Origin of the sequence: Streptomyces sp. V2I9 (genome assembly GCF_030817475.1) — a bacterium.
GTDB lineage: Bacteria > Actinomycetota > Actinomycetes > Streptomycetales > Streptomycetaceae > Streptomyces.
In genome coordinates this window covers 2,622,840-2,638,319 of record NZ_JAUSZJ010000002.1, presented here as the reverse complement: position 1 = coordinate 2,638,319, position 15,480 = coordinate 2,622,840, and the positions used below count along the sequence as shown (strand labels likewise).

Annotated in this window: 14 protein-coding genes and 1 pseudogene; 7 read left to right on the top strand and 8 right to left on the bottom strand. The window is 70.8% G+C overall.

Annotated elements, in window-relative coordinates:
* Position 1: 1 nt before the first annotated feature.
* Both QFZ71_RS11485 and QFZ71_RS11480 read left to right on the top strand, forming a co-directional pair.
* A complete protein-coding gene (locus QFZ71_RS11485; RefSeq protein ID WP_307668153.1) occupies positions 2-484 on the top strand; it encodes an N-acetyltransferase in 483 nt (160 codons plus the stop codon).
* Between the two features lie 64 nt (positions 485-548).
* The gene (locus QFZ71_RS11480; RefSeq protein ID WP_307671415.1) at positions 549-1,064 is read left to right on the top strand and encodes a hypothetical protein; all 516 of its coding nucleotides are present in this window, start codon (positions 549-551) and stop codon (positions 1,062-1,064) included.
* 120 nt (positions 1,065-1,184) lie between these two features.
* Here the strand turns inward: QFZ71_RS11480 and QFZ71_RS11475 are convergent, their stop codons facing one another.
* A complete protein-coding gene (locus QFZ71_RS11475; protein WP_307668152.1) occupies positions 1,185-1,775 on the bottom strand; it encodes a hypothetical protein in 591 nt (196 codons plus the stop codon).
* 58 nt (positions 1,776-1,833) lie between these two features.
* A pseudogene (locus tag QFZ71_RS11470) lies at positions 1,834-2,271 on the bottom strand (hypothetical protein); the annotation flags it as partial.
* 95 nt (positions 2,272-2,366) lie between these two features.
* Here QFZ71_RS11470 and QFZ71_RS11465 point away from each other — a divergent pair.
* A complete protein-coding gene (locus tag QFZ71_RS11465) occupies positions 2,367-2,948 on the top strand; it encodes an exonuclease domain-containing protein (RefSeq protein ID WP_373465190.1) in 582 nt (193 codons plus the stop codon).
* 276 nt (positions 2,949-3,224) lie between these two features.
* Here QFZ71_RS11465 and QFZ71_RS11460 read toward each other — a convergent pair whose 3' ends face one another.
* Positions 3,225-4,865, bottom strand: a complete 1,641-nt coding sequence (locus QFZ71_RS11460) for a penicillin-binding transpeptidase domain-containing protein (RefSeq protein ID WP_307668151.1) — start codon at positions 4,863-4,865, stop codon at positions 3,225-3,227.
* 288 nt (positions 4,866-5,153) lie between these two features.
* Here QFZ71_RS11460 and QFZ71_RS11455 point away from each other — a divergent pair, with 288 nt between their 5' ends.
* On the top strand, positions 5,154-6,662 hold the full coding sequence (locus tag QFZ71_RS11455; protein WP_307668150.1) for a hypothetical protein: 1,509 nt from the start codon (positions 5,154-5,156) through the stop codon (positions 6,660-6,662).
* Between the two features lie 160 nt (positions 6,663-6,822).
* On the opposite strand, the gene QFZ71_RS11450 is transcribed toward QFZ71_RS11455, so the two are convergent.
* The gene (locus QFZ71_RS11450; RefSeq protein ID WP_307668149.1) at positions 6,823-7,668 is read right to left on the bottom strand and encodes a hypothetical protein; all 846 of its coding nucleotides are present in this window, start codon (positions 7,666-7,668) and stop codon (positions 6,823-6,825) included.
* Positions 7,669-7,923: 255 nt separating this feature from the next.
* Here QFZ71_RS11450 and QFZ71_RS11445 point away from each other — a divergent pair, with 255 nt between their 5' ends.
* Positions 7,924-8,442, top strand: coding sequence for a DUF3592 domain-containing protein (locus tag QFZ71_RS11445; protein ID WP_307668148.1), 519 nt, complete (start codon positions 7,924-7,926; stop codon positions 8,440-8,442).
* Between the two features lie 444 nt (positions 8,443-8,886).
* Here the strand turns inward: QFZ71_RS11445 and QFZ71_RS11440 are convergent, their stop codons facing one another.
* The 3 genes from QFZ71_RS11440 to QFZ71_RS11430 form a co-directional block, all read right to left on the bottom strand.
* Positions 8,887-9,510 (bottom strand): hypothetical protein, encoded by a 624-nt coding sequence (locus QFZ71_RS11440; protein ID WP_307668147.1) that lies wholly within the window; start codon positions 9,508-9,510, stop codon positions 8,887-8,889.
* 89 nt (positions 9,511-9,599) lie between these two features.
* Positions 9,600-9,725, bottom strand: coding sequence for a hypothetical protein (locus tag QFZ71_RS11435; RefSeq protein ID WP_307668146.1), 126 nt, complete (start codon positions 9,723-9,725; stop codon positions 9,600-9,602).
* Between the two features lie 102 nt (positions 9,726-9,827).
* Positions 9,828-11,171, bottom strand: coding sequence for a Fic family protein (locus QFZ71_RS11430; RefSeq protein ID WP_307668145.1), 1,344 nt, complete (start codon positions 11,169-11,171; stop codon positions 9,828-9,830).
* A 583-nt stretch (positions 11,172-11,754) separates the two neighbouring features.
* Here QFZ71_RS11430 and QFZ71_RS11425 point away from each other — a divergent pair.
* Positions 11,755-12,432, top strand: coding sequence for a hypothetical protein (locus tag QFZ71_RS11425; protein ID WP_307668144.1), 678 nt, complete (start codon positions 11,755-11,757; stop codon positions 12,430-12,432).
* Between the two features lie 329 nt (positions 12,433-12,761).
* Here QFZ71_RS11425 and QFZ71_RS11420 read toward each other — a convergent pair whose 3' ends face one another.
* Complete coding sequence (locus QFZ71_RS11420; protein WP_307668143.1) at positions 12,762-14,531, bottom strand: dolichyl-phosphate-mannose--protein mannosyltransferase; 1,770 nt, start codon at positions 14,529-14,531, stop codon at positions 12,762-12,764.
* 53 nt (positions 14,532-14,584) lie between these two features.
* On the opposite strand from QFZ71_RS11420, the gene rsmI reads away from it, so the two are divergent.
* Positions 14,585-15,469 (top strand): 16S rRNA (cytidine(1402)-2'-O)-methyltransferase, encoded by an 885-nt coding sequence (gene rsmI, locus QFZ71_RS11415; RefSeq protein ID WP_307668142.1) that lies wholly within the window; start codon positions 14,585-14,587, stop codon positions 15,467-15,469.
* Positions 15,470-15,480 lie beyond the last annotated feature (11 nt).

Below are 15,480 nucleotides of genomic sequence, written 5' to 3'. Positions count from 1 at the left end.
GATGATCGACTACGGACACACCGACAGGACCGGTCGCCCCGTCACCCTCCACGACGTGGACGCGGACAACTGGCGGGCGGTCGCCGACAGTGCGCCGCGCGACGACCAGCGCGACTGGGTCCCGGCCCTGGCCGCCCGCTACCTGCTGCTGAGCAGCCGCGAGGACACCTGGAACTCGCTGGCCGTACTCGCGGGCGACGAGGTGGCCGGGCACATCATGTGGGGCCGGGACGAGGACGGTTCGTACTGGATCGGCGGCATGCTGATCGACGCCGCGCACCAGGGCGCGGGCATCGGCCGCGCCGCCGTACGGACCTTGGCCGCCTGGCTCTCCGCCCGCGAGGACTGCACGGCGGTACGCCTCTCGTACGCCCCGGAGAACGAGGCCGCCGCGCACCTGTACACCGCGCTCGGCTTCCGCCCGACCGGGGCGGACGAGGACGGGGAAGTGGTGGCGGAGCTGGTGGAGGCGGGGGAGTCGTGAGTGGCGCGTCCCCGTGTATCCCCGGACCCCTGACGCACTCCCCGCGATCCCGGTCGGCGGCCCGGTGAGCGGCTGGTGGGACTACCTGGAAGAACGGACCCGGCGGGAGATCGACGCCGACGTGCTCCGGGACCGCCGGCTGCCTGCGGTGAAGACCGCCTGGGAGGCGTTGCGTCCGCTGGGTGTGGGGCTGTACGACGCCGAGCGGGTGGTCCACGCCCGATACGAGGCGCTCGGCGACCGGGTGCGGCGCACACCGGCCGATCCGCTCGACCTCCCCTCGCTGGCGGCCCGTGCCGCGGACGCTCCGGGCCGGGTGGCGGCGGTGGAGGCGGTCTGGGACGGCGACACCGTGCACGACTGGTTCGTGGTCCTGGTCGCGGTCCTGGACTCCCCGGAGGGGGAGAGCCACCTGGCGACGGTCCACCACCGCCGCGATGCCCCGCCGCCCGGCGTCACCGCGGCCGCGGCCGGGCGGGCGCTGGCCGACCGCCTCGGCGTACCGTTCCACTTCCCTTCCCCGGACGTTCCGGACGACCTGGCACCGCGCTGGCGGTCGGCGGAAGGGCCGCCGCCGTGAGGGCGTGACCAGCCGCACGGGCGCGGGGCGATCCCTGCGGGAGCGCCCCGGGGGAACGGCCGGTCCCGGTGGCCGGCCCGCCGCCGGATCACCGAAGGCGCGCCGGACCGCCGCGAGCGCTCAGAGCTTGCCCGCGAGCAGCACCGTGCGATGGCCGTCGAGACGCTTCGTGAGCTCCAGCTCGAACGCGTGGCGCAGCGTGGGCCAGTTCCAGAACGTGAAGCCGAGATGGCCGAACACGATGCTGTCGTCGGCCCAGCCCCACGTGTCCACGCGAGCCGCCCGGCCGCAGGACGGGCACGCGACGGGCTCGTCGTCGTCCGTGTCCCAGGAGTGCACGGCATCCTGGAAGAGGGCCCACTTCTCGGGGATGAGCTGCCAGCCCCTGTCGACGAGCACGGTCGTCTGCCGGCAGTGCGGGCAGGTGGCAGCCGAGGGATCGGACCCTCCGTTGAAGAAGACCGAACGCCCTGCTTCGAGGCGCAGCCCGTTGGTGGACAGGGAGAGCAGTCCGGGGTCCCGGTCCTCGGTGATGTCGGCGTACCGCTTTCCCGGCGGGTAGCCCGGACCCCACCCGAGCACGCAGTCGTCCTGGCGTTCCGCGGCGATGACGCTCTCCGAGATCAGCCAGTCACGCACGTTCCCGGCGAGCCGCGGCGCGTCCTCCGCGGTCGCCTCGGTGTCGACGTACGTCTGGAACCAGTCGCCCATGTTCTCCCCCTGTCGTCACGGGTGTCCGGGCACTGTACGTCCCGCCGCGCCCCGGTGCTCAGGCGGCGGCCTGAACGCATGCGGTGCGGGTTTCGCGGCAGTCGCGGCAGTGGCCGGGGGTGGGTGAGCGGAAGGCGCGGTCGCAGTCGTCGCAGGTCTGGAAGGGGGTGACGGTGACGGGTGGCCGGGTGGGGCAGGTGAGGTCGTGAGCGCCGGGGAGGGGCAGGCCGCGTGCCGCGTACGGCTTCAGCTGCGGGATCAGGCCGGCACGGCGGCGGTGGTACGCGTACGCCGGGATCGCCACGCCCTCCAGGACCCTCAGCCGGGCGAGGTAACCCAGCGGGGTGCCCGACGCCCGGACGCCGACGCCGTCCACCGTCGTGTACCCGGCGACCGCCGCCCCCGTGCCGAGCGCCGCCACGATCGCCGGCCGGTACGGGCGGTGGCGCAGGACGCGTGCGAGGGCGGTTCCGGGGGAGCCGTCCGACCTCATCGCTCCGTTCGGGAGATCCGCGGTTCCGCGAAATCCGGGTGACCTGTAGGGGCAGAGCTTCTACGCTCACGCCCATGGACGGGGGCACGGGCAGAGGCATGGACCGGAGCATGGACGGCGGGCAGGGCGAGCACCTGCTGAACGTGGTGGACGTCGAGGCGACCTGCTGGGACGGGGAGCCGCCGCCCGGCCAGGTCAGCGAGATCATCGAGATCGGCCTCACCGTCGTGGACCTGCGTGCGGGCGAGCGGTCGGCCAAGCATCGGCTGGTGGTCCGGCCTGTCCGCTCGGAGGTCAGCCCGTTCTGCACGGAGCTGACCGGGCTGACGCAGGCGGAGGTGGACGGCGGCCTGTCCTTCGCGGATGCCTGCCGGACGCTGGCGGCCGAACACCGTACGGGGCTGCTGCCGTGGGCCAGTTGGGGCGACTACGACCGCAACCAGTTCACCCGCCAGTGCCGTACGGCGGGTGTGCGGTACCCCTTCGGGCAGCACCACACCAACGCCAAGATCGTGTTCACCGCCGCGTACGGGCTGCGCCGCCGCCCCGGCATGGCCCGGGCCCTGGAGGCGGCCGGCCTTCCGCTGGAGGGCCGCCACCACCGGGGCGACGACGACGCGTGGAACATCGCCGCCCTGGTGCTGGCCCTGGCGGGCCGGGGGAAGTGGCCGGGGGCGTAGGGCCTCGCCTGCGGATCGTGCCGGGAGCGGGGAGCCGCCCGGTGCGCGTCGGGCCCCGTGTCCTGGCCGCGCGGCCTCGTCATCCGTGCCCCGTCCGCCCCGCACCCCGCCCTCCAGGTCCGGCCTCAGCTGCGCCGTACCCCCTACAGGCCCGGCCTCAGCTGCGCCCGCACCTGTTCATCCCCGTCACCTGCCCGTCCCCGTGATCTGCCCGTCCCCGTGATCTGCCCGTCCCCGTCCCCGTCCCCGTCCCCGTCCCCCGTTCATCCCCCGTCGTCAGCCGCCCGCGCGCAGGACCTCCGCCACGACCGGGCCCGCCGCGTCGCCGCCGTGGCCGCCGGTCTGGACGACGGCTGCCGCCGCGAGGTCGTTGCTGAAGCCGGTGAACCAGCTGTTGGAGGTCTTCTGCCCGTCGACCTCCGCCGAACCGGTCTTCGCGCCCTTGTCACCGCCCACCGAGGCCATCGCCTGCGCGCCGGTGCCCCAGGCGGCCGTCGCGCGCATCATCGTCTTGAGCTGCTGGGTGACGGAGGCGGGCAGCGAGCGGGACGCCTGCGCCAGCTTCCGGTCGTCCAGCGACCGCGGGACGATGACCGGCTGCTGGAAGGTGCCGGTCATGGCGGTCGCGGTGATGGAGGCCATGTTGAGGGCGTTCATCTGGACCGTGCCCTGGCCGATGTACTGGGCGGCCGCCTCGCCGCCCACCTCCTCCGGCACACTGCCGTCGGTCGTGACGACGCCCGTCTGCCAGTCCAGGCCGATCCCGAAGACCTCCCGCGCCTCCTTGGCGAGGGCGGCGTCGTCCTTCGTGTCGTCGATGAGCTTGATGAAGGCGGTGTTGCAGGAGCGGGCGAAGCTCTGGGTGAACGTACTTCCGTCCGGCAGCGCGAAGTTCTTCAGGTTGTGGAACGAAGCGCCCTGGTAGAGCACGTCCTTGGGGCACTCCGCCGCCCCGTTCGCCGTGACGAGCCCCTTCTCCAGCAGCAGCGCCGCCGTCATGATCTTCAGCGTCGAACCGGGCGCCTGCTTGCCCTGGAGCGCCACGTTGAACTCGCTCACCGGGTTGTTGGCCACCGCGCGGATCGCCCCGGTGGACGGCTTCACCGCGACCACGGAGGCCTGCGCGTACTTCTTCACCGCCCGCTCCGCCGCCGCCTGCGCGTTCGCGTCCAGTGTCGTCTGCACCTTGCCGGGCCTGCCCTTGGCCAGCGTCAGCAGGTTGACGTCCGGCTGGGACTCGTCGGCGGGCTCGATCCAGGTCTCGATGCCGGCCGAACCGCCCGAGCTCTCTCCGTACTTCTGGCGCAGGGTGTCCAGGATCGGTCCGAGCGAGGGGTACTTCTCCTTGGTCAGCACCGTCCCGTTGCGGTCGACGGCCTCGATCGTCGGCGTCGAGGACTCGCCCGTCCTCAGCGTCGCGCCCTCCGTCAGCTGCGGGTGCACGACCGCGGGGACCCAGTCCACCAGGGCCTTCCCGGTCGTCAGGCCACGGACGACCGTCAACTCCGAGGCGTACGACAGGGGTTTCGACTTCCCCTCGAAGGTGACCGTGGCCTCGACCGTGTAGGGCACCTTCGTGCCGACCGGCGGCGCGGGCGTGATCTTCACCTTGCCGATGCGGGCGTCCTCGCCGTACGAGGTGAGCACCGGCTCCGCGCCCGCCTCGTTGTTGGTGAGGAGCGCCGCCGCCGTCGCGTCCCCGGCCGCCCACGCGTCGAAGAAGCCCTTCGACGTCTGCGCGATCTCCTCGGCGCTCGGCGGTCCCGTCTTCACCGTCGACGACTCGGACGCGCTCCGCGTACCGTCGCCGCCCACTCCAGCCGTGTCCCCGAGCACGCTGTACGCCCCGTAACCGATCCCGCCGGCCACCAGCACGAATGCTCCGCCGACCACGGCGACCTTCGCTCCACTGCGCATTCCGCAGTCCCCCTCCCCAGGAGAGCCCCCTGAACAAGTTCAGGGGGCAACTGTGAGGAACCCTAAGGGCTGGTGGCGGGGCGTGAGGGTGTCGTTACCGGACCGGAATGCTGGGCCGGGAAGCACTCTCTCCTGCTGGGCGGAGCCGCTGCGGGCAGCGTCGAGGCGGCCGCTGGGGCAGCCGCTGGGCGGTGCTGGGCGGTGCTGGAGCGGTCGGTTAAAGGCGGGCCGGGCCGGGAAGACTGGCCGGGGATGTACGGGGGACCAAGCGTCGGGGGGCGTGCGGGCATGAGCATGCGCAGGGATATATGGAGGGGGCGCGGAGCCGGTTCGACGGTGGCCTACCCGGTCAAGTACCTGCCGTCCGGGACACTTCCGCCGGACGCCGGGAACGGAACCGGAACCTCCGCCTGGTCCGTCACCGGGGGCGGCGTCGCCACCTGGTCGCCGGCCGGGGGCGCGATCTCCGCCTGGTCCCCGGCCGACGTGGAGCGCTGGCGGAAGGCGGGCGGCCCGGCGGTCCTGTCCCCGGCCTTCATCGGCTGGGTCCTCGCCGCACTGGTGGTGGCGGCGTACGTCCTGCTGTACGGGGCCCCGTCCACGTCCCCGGCCTGGCACGGCGGACGAGGGGCGGGGACGGACTGGCTGCGGTATCCGGGTGCGGTGCTGCTGGCCGCCCTGCCGCTCTGGTACCGGTACGTGCCGGTCGCGGCCGTCCCGGCGGCGCTGTACGTGGCCGTGGAGGCGGGCTCCCGGACGGTCGGGAGCGGCGGGACGGACACCGCGGCGCGGTCCGGCCAGTCGGTCGTCCTCGCCGCCTGCGCCCTGGCGTTCACCGGGGGCTGCCTGCGGCTGTGGGCCCGGCGGCGGCAGCGGGCGCTGACGCACACCGTGGCCGGAAACAGACGGTTCCCGCTGCCCGAGGGCGTCCCCGCATCGGACGGCCACCGCGGCCACCGGCGGGTCTTCCTCGGCCTCGCGCTCGCCCTGGCCGCCGCCGGCATCCTCATCGAGGGCCTCGTCCGGGACCTGACCTGGACCGGCGAACCGTACGACGCGGTCGGACAGCAGCGCATCGCCCTGGTGCTCCTCGTGGCCGCCACGACGCTCTACGGCCGGGGCCAGCTCGCCCACCGGGCGGCACGGCGGCTGTACGAGCAGGAGCAGCCCGCCATGATCGTGGGCATACGCGTCGGGAAGGACGGACGCCACTGGGTGTGTCCGGACGCCCGCACGACCTCTGCCGCCCCGCTCGTCGCGTACGTTCCCCAGCAGCGCGACACCCGCACCAGGACGAGGCTCCTGAGCAGCGGCTCCGCATACGGGACGGGGAACGGGCACCACGACGTCGACCCGGAGCAGGAGCCCTTCGAAGCGGTCCTGTACGGGACGGTCACGGAAGGCGACGAGGTGGTCCTCGTCCACGCCTGCGCCGAGTACCACCGCCACCAGGAGATGGGGCGGTTGTACGCGACCGTCACCACCGCCCCGCTCCGCCCCGACCGCCGCCACGGGCTCGGGCCCTGGGAACCGGCGGACGGGGTGGCCCGGCAGCGCGAGCGGCTCCGGGAGAGCCGGGAACGGGCGGAGCGCCAACGGGAGGCGGAGCGCGAGATGGAGCAGCACCGGGCCGAGCGGCGCCGGGAGGAGGAGCGCCGGGCGGAGGAACGCCGCAGGAACCCTCCGCGCCCCTCGCCGCCCCGGTCGCGCGGGGACAGCGACCGGCGCAGCGCGAACACCTGCGGCGGCTGCGGATCGAGCTGCGGTGGTGGCGGCTGCGGGGGCTGCGGCGGCTGAGCGTCAGCCCCGCCCCGCCAGGCCCTCAGCCCTGCCCCTTTCGGGCCCTGCCCCCTTCGGGTCCTGAGACCCTCGGGCGCAGGCCCTCAGATCCTCGGTCGGGAGGCCGACGCTCTACGGAGTCCGGCCGCCCGATGCCCGGCGGGCCGCACCGCGCGGGTCACTGCGCCCAGTCGAAGTAGCCCGTCTCCAGGTCGAGTTGGGCCGCGCCGCCGCCGAGGTTGATCCCGCCGACGCCGTCCTCCAGCTCCAATACGTACGGGGTCAGCCCTTCCGGCATCGCCTGGCAGGGCATCACCGTTCCGCCGAGGTGTGAGATCCCGTCGAGGGACGACCAGAGCGCTTCGAGTTCCTTGTCGTCCGAGGACCAGGCCGGCACATAGCCGCCCTCGCCCGTCCCGGAGGGCGCGATGCCGGTGTTCGGATCGCCGGTGCGCTCGCCGATCCAGACCGTGGTCTCGGGGGCGCTGTCGTCCCAGGCGTTCTGGCCGCGGCTGTACTTGTCGCCGAGGGCGGCGGGCCGGATGTCGGCCGGAGGGTCGATGCGGGGCGCGGCGAACTCCTCGGCGGTGAGCCGGATGAGCGCGTGCGCGCCGCCGATGAGGTCCTCCAGGTCCTCCTGCTCGGGGTGGCGGGCCGCCGCGGCTGCCGCCACCTCGGCCAGGAACGGATCGGCGGCCTGCTCGGCGGTGGGCGCGGCCCCTTCCAGCAGCTCGGCGACGCCCTCGATGTCGTCGGCGACGTGGTCGTCGGCGTGGAAGAGGGATACGGCCACCAGGCGGTCGCCCTTGCGCCGGTAGTCCTCGGGCAGTTCGAGGGTGAGGACGTGGGTCATCGGCAGCCCGGTGACGGGGCTCCGGGGCCACGCCGCCGTCTCGATGCCGGGCCCGCGTCCCCCGCACCACCCGGCGACGTGGGCGTCGGGCAGCTCCATCCCGACGGCTCCGCCCGGCCGGATCGACAGCTCGTCCGCGGCTTCCCCGAACCCCAGGTCGTACGCCTTCACACTGTTGCCTTCCGTTCGACTGCGACGGCGCTCAACCTACGCGAGGGCCCGTCCCGATTGCCTGGTGTCGGCAATCGGGACGGGCCCGCTGTGCCGACATCACCCCTGAAATCGCCCCGCCGACCCGTCTAACCTGCTCGAAAACGACGAAACGAGGGCCCACGCGACCACCGGAGGGCCCACACGACCATGCGGGCCCCACGGGGCCGGGGAGCGCCGGCCGGGCGCCGGTGGTCGCACGGGAGGGGGATCGGGTTGGACGGCACGGTGAACGGGGGCCGCTCCGGGGTGGGCACACGGTCGAACGCGGGCGTGTCCGGCGACGCGGGGAGCAGCGGGAGCGAGAACCATCCGGGGCCCCGCGCCTCCTTGCTCATGTCGCTGGCCCTCGCCCTGCTGCTGGGCGCGCTGTCGGCGCTGGTGATGTTCCCGGCGGCCCAGCATCTGCGCTCGCTCCAGAACGGCGAACGGGCTGAGGCGACGCTGCACACCGCCGGAGCGTGCATGACGGGCCAGTGCGAGGTGAAGTTCGAGGCCGGCGGACGGACCGTGGTGGCCGACCTCCCGGTGGGCAGCGGGGGCGGCAAGCAGTCCGTGGGCGCGGCCGTCACCGTCCGGTACCAGGCGGACGATCCGCAGGTGGTGGCCCGTGACGCGGACGTCGGGGGAGGCGGCGCGGCCCTGCTGGCATGGCTGACGGCCGGGGCGGCCGCGCTCTTCCTGGCCCTGTCGGGGGTGGCCGCGGTCTTCCTTGTATGGAAGCGACGCACCTGATCACGGCGGCGGCGAACGTAGATTCGATGATGTGTGGATGTGATGTGTGTAAGCGCCGAATGGCCGGGCACTAGGACGAACGCAACGAGTTCCGGTGGTGTTCCACCGCCGGAACCGATCGATCGGGTGCACCGCGACCGTTGCGAACTGTGGGTGCTCACGCACCTACTCGGACTCGGCGATGGGATTTGGCATGATTCTCCTTGGACTTCTTCTCCTCATCATCGGACTGCTCGTCGGTATGTCGCTCCTGACGACGGTCGGCGGAATTCTCATAGTCGTCGGAGCGATCCTCTGGATTCTCGGTGCGACCGGCCGCGCCGTCGGCGGACGAAAGCATTATTTCTAGGCTGACCGAGCCTGCTCCGGCACCACATGCGGGTGGCCGCGACGAGATCTCGTCGCGGCCACCCGCATGCGTGCGTGGGTTCGGTTCCGGTGGTGTCAGCCGTCGAACCGGACGACCAGGCGGACCCCTTCGTCGCCGTGCAGACCCGCCAGCGTCCGCATCACTGACCACACGGCCCCCCATTCGCTCTCGGGCACGACGTCCTTCCGCCGCAGTCGGCCTACGCGGAAGAGGCGGTTGCCGTCCGGCCACTCGGTGTTCTCGGGGTAGACGCTGCCCGCGGAGTGGACCTGCCGGGGGTCCGTGAGGCCGGAGAGCTCTGCGAAGCGGGTGAGACCGGAATTCCGTCCGTGCATCGTCCAGCCGCCGTCGGAACCCCGGCGGAACTCGTGGACGCAGCCGTCGACCTCGTGCGAGAGCTCGTCCCAGTCTGCGGTTGTCAGCTCTGCCCAGGAGATCCAGGACGCGCCGTGCTGATCGTCGTTCCAGGGCTCGAAGGCGGCGAGGACTCCTTCCGACACGTCCGGGGGCAGGCCCCGGTGATCGGCGAGCGGGCGGAACGAGGCGGTGTCGCGGACACCGAACAAGGAGCCGAAGGCGCCGTAGTCGCGCCCGTTGTAGAGGTGCGAGAGATCGATGGCCGGGAACCACACGCGATCGTCCTCGTCCAGCCAGCGGTCCCAGCGGCACTCGATGAAGCCGTGCAGGTCTGTCCCCATCCCGGCATTGTTCTCCGCGGACGCCGGGCGGGCGACGGATTTCCGGCTTCCCCCGGCACCACCAGGTGCCGGGCCCGCCGTTTCCCCAGCTAGACCCAGGTGTCCAGCCACATCCGGTCCCGCCACAGGTCCTCCGGGATCGACGTCCCCGTGTACAGCGGCCAGAAGTAGACCACGCTCTGCGACGTGGGCGTGGCACCGCGCTGAGCAGCCAAAACAGTTCCAGAGAGCTGGCCGCCGTCCGCCGTGGGCCGTCTCTGCACCCTGAGGAGGAGCGGAGGTGTCCGCTCATCCGACACGCCACCGACCTGGTGTGGTCAGTGGTCCTCAAGTTTACGCAAAACCTCTCGCAGGTTGCTCACGGGTGTCCAGATGAATTCACGCCCCTGGCGAAATCGAGTCAGCAATCCACGTTTCTCAAGCCCCATGAGGTCCTGCCTGGCCGTTTCGTAGACGACGTCATGGCTGTTCTTGTGCGACTTGGCGGTGAAGTTGGCGTTGGGCTTCTTCAGCGCATGCTCCAGTACGGCAGCTTGCCGTGCATTGAAGATACTGGGGGCGGTGGAGACGGTCTCCTGTAGCCTTCGCAGTTCACTCATTTTATCTGCGAGATATTGATGAAGCTGCTTGATGGCCCTCTGGAGTACCTCGATCTGATAGAGATAAAAGTACGTCAGGTCATTCTCTTCCTCGGCGTACAGATAGCTTCGCGCATACCTGGAGGGCGCCCCCTTGAGGATTGCAGAAATGACAATGAATTCCGTCAGCCAGTAACCTTGACTCAGCATCGACCAGTAGAAGATGGCGCGCGCGGTCCGCCCATTCCCGTCTTCGAAGGGGTGCTCGTACCCCAACATGAAGTGAAGGGTGATGGCTCTCAGAACAGGTGGAACGTATCCGTCTCCGATCTCACCGTTCGCAAAGTCACAAAGACGCTGGAGCCTGTCGGGCAGATTCTCGGCGTCGGGCGGCTGGTGCAGTTCGAGGCCGGAGTCGGTGAAAACGCCGATACGATCTTCGTCGGGCAACTGAAATCTGCCCGCGGCATCTGGGTTGGACAGAGTTCCTTTGGTTACGATCCTGTGAATGTCGCGGATAAGGTCGGGAGTGAGGCGCTCTTCTCTTATCGTCCCAATGAAGCGCATGGCTTCATAGTTATTCAAAATCATGCGCTCGTCGCGATCCCTGGGGGACCTGCCTGTGCGAATCATCTCCTTCGCAACTCGACGCGTCGTTGCGGCCCCTTCGAGCTGACTGGAGTTGATCGCCTCCTCGATCAGAGAGTTCACAAGATAGCGATCCCTGGTTGCGGGATTCGTCACTTGCTCGCTGATTGCGATTTGCCCACTCGTGTCGCGGTTGATCTCTTCGAGCGCTTTGAGGAGTACGTCAGGCAGCGCGAACGTGAACTCTTTCCCTTCTTTGTCCATCAGGGGTAGAGTCCGCTGCATTTGTTGCCGGACGAACTTGATGCCGAGCCACCATTCCTCGCGGGTCAACCCTGAGGGCGGCTCCTTGAAGCGCATCTTGTCCCAGGGCAGGTAGGGGTCGGATGGGCCGGCCGGGACAGCCTTGAGGACGACGGGCAGCCTGTTAGGGCTCTCCGTCACGACTTTTTGGAAGAGGACGCGGAAATCGGGCGGTGGTGATGGCTTCTTCAAGCAGGCCTCCCCGACATCTGGACGCAGTCGGCGTCCTTCCTACCAGTCACCTTCACAGTAGTAGAAGAGGTGGCCAGGGGGTGCGGAGCTGGGACGGCTGGGGCGGGTGGCGGGGCCGCTCGGAGGCGCTGGAGGCCAGGAAGCCCGGTCGGCCGAGCGGCTGCGGTGGGACTCCTGGCTCATGCTCTGATCTGTGGGGGCGAGTTTGTGTGAGCGTTGCCGCAGGGTGCGGCAACTACTAGAGCTACCAGTTCTCCTACTACTTGGGCGCGCCCTAGTAGTAGGCTTGGGTGGAGTTGTCCGTGGGGCGGCAAGGCGGCTCTGATCTGCGCAAACCGGTCTGTGGGGGCTTGGCGCCGAGGTGCGCGGGTAACTACTAGAGCTACCAGCCCTCCTACTAGGAGGAGCGTGCCCTAGTAGTTGGCCCCGGCCGAAACCCCCTCGGGCGATGAGGGGCCGACCGTTGCGGCCGGATCGTGGGGAGGCTGCCGGGGCAGGCCGGCGGGGGCCCTGGCCAAGCTGGTTGCGCAGTTTTGAAAGCCACCCCTGCCCATTGTCACAGCCCGGGTCTACGCTGCCGTGCGTGGACGATCAGACCTACGAAGATGCCTACCGCGGCTGGCGCGCATCGCTGACGACCCTGCTGGCTGATCCCCCGCGGCTTGCACGGTGGCAGGAGCGCCGCTTCCAGTTCGCCCACCGTGTCGGGGCCCTCCTGACCGAAGCGCACGGAGACAGCCCCGCCGTCACAGGGTGCGCCCTCTACGGGGTGTTCGCCGCGGGTGCAGGTCTTTGCTATGTGGGGCAGACACAGGAGGCTGGGCGTCGCCTGCGGGATTTGCCGGTGGGCGAGAGTCACCACCTGGCCAACACGGTGCCACCCGAACTCTGGGAGAGGGTGGTGGTGATCCGCTGGCCTCTGCTGCTCCCCGAAGCACCCTCGAAGGAATACGCGCTGGCCGAGGAGATGGGCCCGATCGTCTGCGGCCTTGCACTGGAACACGCCCTGCAATTGGCGACAGTCCCGCCGTTGAACAGCCGCAGGCGACGTACGTCCGGCGACTGGCAACCGCGCAACCTCGCACAGAGTCGCTCCCGTGGTGCAATCCACGCGCAGTCCGTACCTGGTCTGATCCACCTGACGCTCGCTGCTTGGACAGCCCTCTCCCAGGTGGAACTGCGGGAAAACTCGGCGGTTCTTGATACAGGGATCGGCCGAGTGGTGTCGCCGACAACATTGCATCAGCCACCGGATGTCTGAGGGGTCACGGCACGAATGTGAGCGGATCTCCCCGAGGGGCACCGGAGATCCAGCAGTCGGCGGGGCCGCAGCTCACGTCGCCCTCAAGACAGCCCGTTGCAGATGTGCCGCTCAGCAGGAGTCGCAGATGCCAGTGGCCGGAAGCTGGACGAAGCAACCACGGCATACACCAATACAGGCGGCGGCTCAGCAGTCCGGCACGGCGGCGCTCGATGGCTGCCGGGTCCCTGGAGGCAAGGGCGAGCCCCCCTCCGCCGGGGGCAGCGCTGCGCCGCCAACGACCACGGCGGGCCCGACACCAGCAGGTGCCGGGCCCGCCGTTCTCCCACCTACACCCACGTATCCAGCCACATCCGGTCCCGCCACAGGTCCTCCGGGATCGAGGTCCCGGTGTACAGCGGCCAGAAGTAGATGAAGTTCCAGATGATCAGCAGCACCAGCACGCCCACCGCGATCGCCCCCAGCGTGCGGCGGCGTTCGCCCGTGGGGTCGTCCTCGGTGAGACCCAGTTCGGCCCTGGTCCCCGTGCCCGCTGCCGGGCCGATGACCGCGCCGAGCATCATGGTGACCGCCAGGCAGAGGAACGGGACGAACACCACCGCGTAGAAGAGGAAGATCGTCCGCTCCTGGTAGAAGAACCAGGGCAGCCAGCCCGCCGCCACACCGCAGGCGATCGCGCCCGCCCGCCAGTCGCGGCGGAAGAACCAGCGCCACACCACGTACGCCAGCGCGAAGCAGGCCAGCCACCACAGCAGCGGGGTGCCGATGGCCAGGACCTCGCTGGCGCACTTGCCGGTCGTCGACTCCGTGCAGCCCGTCTGCTCCTCGTAGAAGTACGAGACGGGGCGGCCGAGGACCAGCCAGCTCCACGGGTTCGACTCGTAGGTGTGGCCGGAGGTCAGGCCGACGTGGAAGTCGTACACCTGGTTCTCGTAGTGCCACAGGCTGCGCAGCCAGTCCGGGAAGAGCCAGGACCACGCGGAGCCCTTGCCCTCGGTGGCCGCCCAGTTCCGGTAGTAGCCCTTGTCCGTGACGATCCAGCCGGTCCATGAGACGACGTACGTGACGATCGCCACCGGCACCGTGGAGATGAACGCGGGGGCCAGGTCCCGGCGCAGCACCGCCCCGTACGGGTGGACCGCGCCCGCCGTGCGCCGCGCACCCACGTCCCACAGGACCGTCATCAGGCCGAACGCGGCCAGGACGTAGAGGCCGTTCCACTTCGTGGCGAATGCCAGGCCCAGCATCACGCCCGCCGCCAGCCGCCACGGCCGCCAGCCCAGCCGCAGGGTCTCGGCGATCCGGGCGTCCGGGCGCAGTACCCCTTCCCCGTCCACCGGCAGCGCGGCGGCCAGCCGGCGGCGGGCGTGGTCCCGGTCCACCACCAGGCAGCCGAACGCGGCCAGCACGAAGAACATGACGATCAGGTCGAGCAGCGCGGTCCGGCTCATCACGAAGTGCAGGCCGTCCACCGCGAGCAGCAGTCCCGCCAGGCAGCCCAGGAACGTGGAGCGGAACAGCCGCCGGCCGATCCGGCAGAGCAGGAGCACGGAGAGGGTGCCGAGCACCGCCACCATGAACCGCCAGCCGAACGGCGTGAAACCGAAGAGCTGTTCACCGAAGCCGATGATCCACTTGCCGACCGGCGGGTGCACCACGTAGCCGGGATCGGTCGGGATCGGAACGGAGGACGGGTCGTTCAGGATCCGCTTGTCGACGTCCTTGGGCCAGGCCCCCTCGTACCCCTGGTTGACCAGCGCCCACGCGTCCTTGGCGTAGTACGTCTCGTCGAATATCACCGCGTGCGGCCGGCCCAGGTTCCAGAACCGCAGCAGCCCGGCGACCAGCGTCACCAGCAGCGGGCCGCCCCAGCCCGACCAGCGCACCAGCCGTTCCGCCACGTGCGGGCGGATCGCCAGCACCGACCACACCTGGCGTCCGGGCCGCGTGTACGGCGGGTCCAGCCGGTCACGGAGGGAGATCTCCGGGCGGGGGGCGTAGCCGAAGCGGCGCAGCCGCCGTTGCCAGGAGGTCGGCTGTTCGCCGAGCGCGTCCCCGGCGTCGTGGCCCCGCTGGGTCTCGGGTGCGGTACTCGTCACCGCGCCATCGTAGGGAACGCATCTGTGCGAAGGGCGCTGCCCGTGCTGCGAGGATGGCTGATGTGACTGGAACGACTGGAACGCTCGTGCTCGCAGGGACCCCCATCGGTGACGTGGCGGACGCCCCGCCGCGCCTCGCCGCCGAACTGGAGCGGGCCGACGTCGTCGCCGCCGAGGACACCCGGCGGCTGCGCCGGCTCACCCAGGCGCTCGGCGTCCACACCACGGGGCGTGTCGTCTCCTACTTCGAGGGGAACGAGTCCGCCCGTACGCCGGAGCTGGTGGAGGCCCTGGCCGGCGGGGCCCGCGTCCTGCTGGTGACGGACGCGGGCATGCCGTCCGTCTCCGACCCCGGCTACCGGCTCGTCGCCGCCGCCGTGGAGCAGGACATCCGCGTCACCGCCGTCCCCGGACCGAGCGCGGTGCTCACCGCCCTCGCCCTCTCCGGACTGCCCGTGGACCGGTTCTGCTTCGAGGGGTTTCTGCCCCGCAAGGCTGGTGAACGGCTCTCCAAGCTCCGCGAGAACGCCGGTGAGCGGCGCACGATGGTCTTCTTCGAGGCCCCGCACCGGCTGGACGACACCCTCGCCGCGATGGCCGAGGTCTTCGGCGCGGACCGCCGCGCCGCCGTGTGCCGGGAGCTGACCAAGACGTACGAGGAGGTCAAGCGCGGCCCGCTCGGTGAGCTGGCGGTGTGGGCCGGGGACGGGGTGCGCGGCGAGATCACCGTCGTGGTGCAGGGCGCCGCCGACACCGGGCCCCAGGAGCTGGACGCCGAGGAACTGGTGCGGCGCGTCCGGGTGCGGGAAGAGGCGGGGGAGCGGCGCAAGGAGGCCATCGCCGCCGTCGCCGCCGACGCCGGGCTGCCCAAGCGCGAGGTGTTCGACGCGGTGGTGGCCGCCAAGAACGCGGAGAAGGCGGCGGGGACGGCGGGGTAGCCCGAGAACGC

Coding starts and splice junctions, on each gene's coding strand:
- QFZ71_RS11475 (WP_307668152.1), bottom strand. CDS start 1,775: ATGGGCGACTGGTTCCAGACGTACGTCGACACCGAGGCGACCGCGGAG.
- QFZ71_RS11440 (WP_307668147.1), bottom strand. CDS start 9,510: ATGGGGACAGACCTGCACGGCTTCATCGAGTGCCGCTGGGACCGCTGG.
- QFZ71_RS11455 (WP_307668150.1), top strand. CDS start 5,154: ATGAGCATGCGCAGGGATATATGGAGGGGGCGCGGAGCCGGTTCGACG.
- rsmI (WP_307668142.1), top strand. CDS start 14,585: ATGGCTGATGTGACTGGAACGACTGGAACGCTCGTGCTCGCAGGGACC.
- QFZ71_RS11465 (WP_373465190.1), top strand. CDS start 2,367: ATGGACCGGAGCATGGACGGCGGGCAGGGCGAGCACCTGCTGAACGTG.
- QFZ71_RS11460 (WP_307668151.1), bottom strand. CDS start 4,865: ATGCGCAGTGGAGCGAAGGTCGCCGTGGTCGGCGGAGCATTCGTGCTG.
- QFZ71_RS11485 (WP_307668153.1), top strand. CDS start 2: ATGATCGACTACGGACACACCGACAGGACCGGTCGCCCCGTCACCCTC.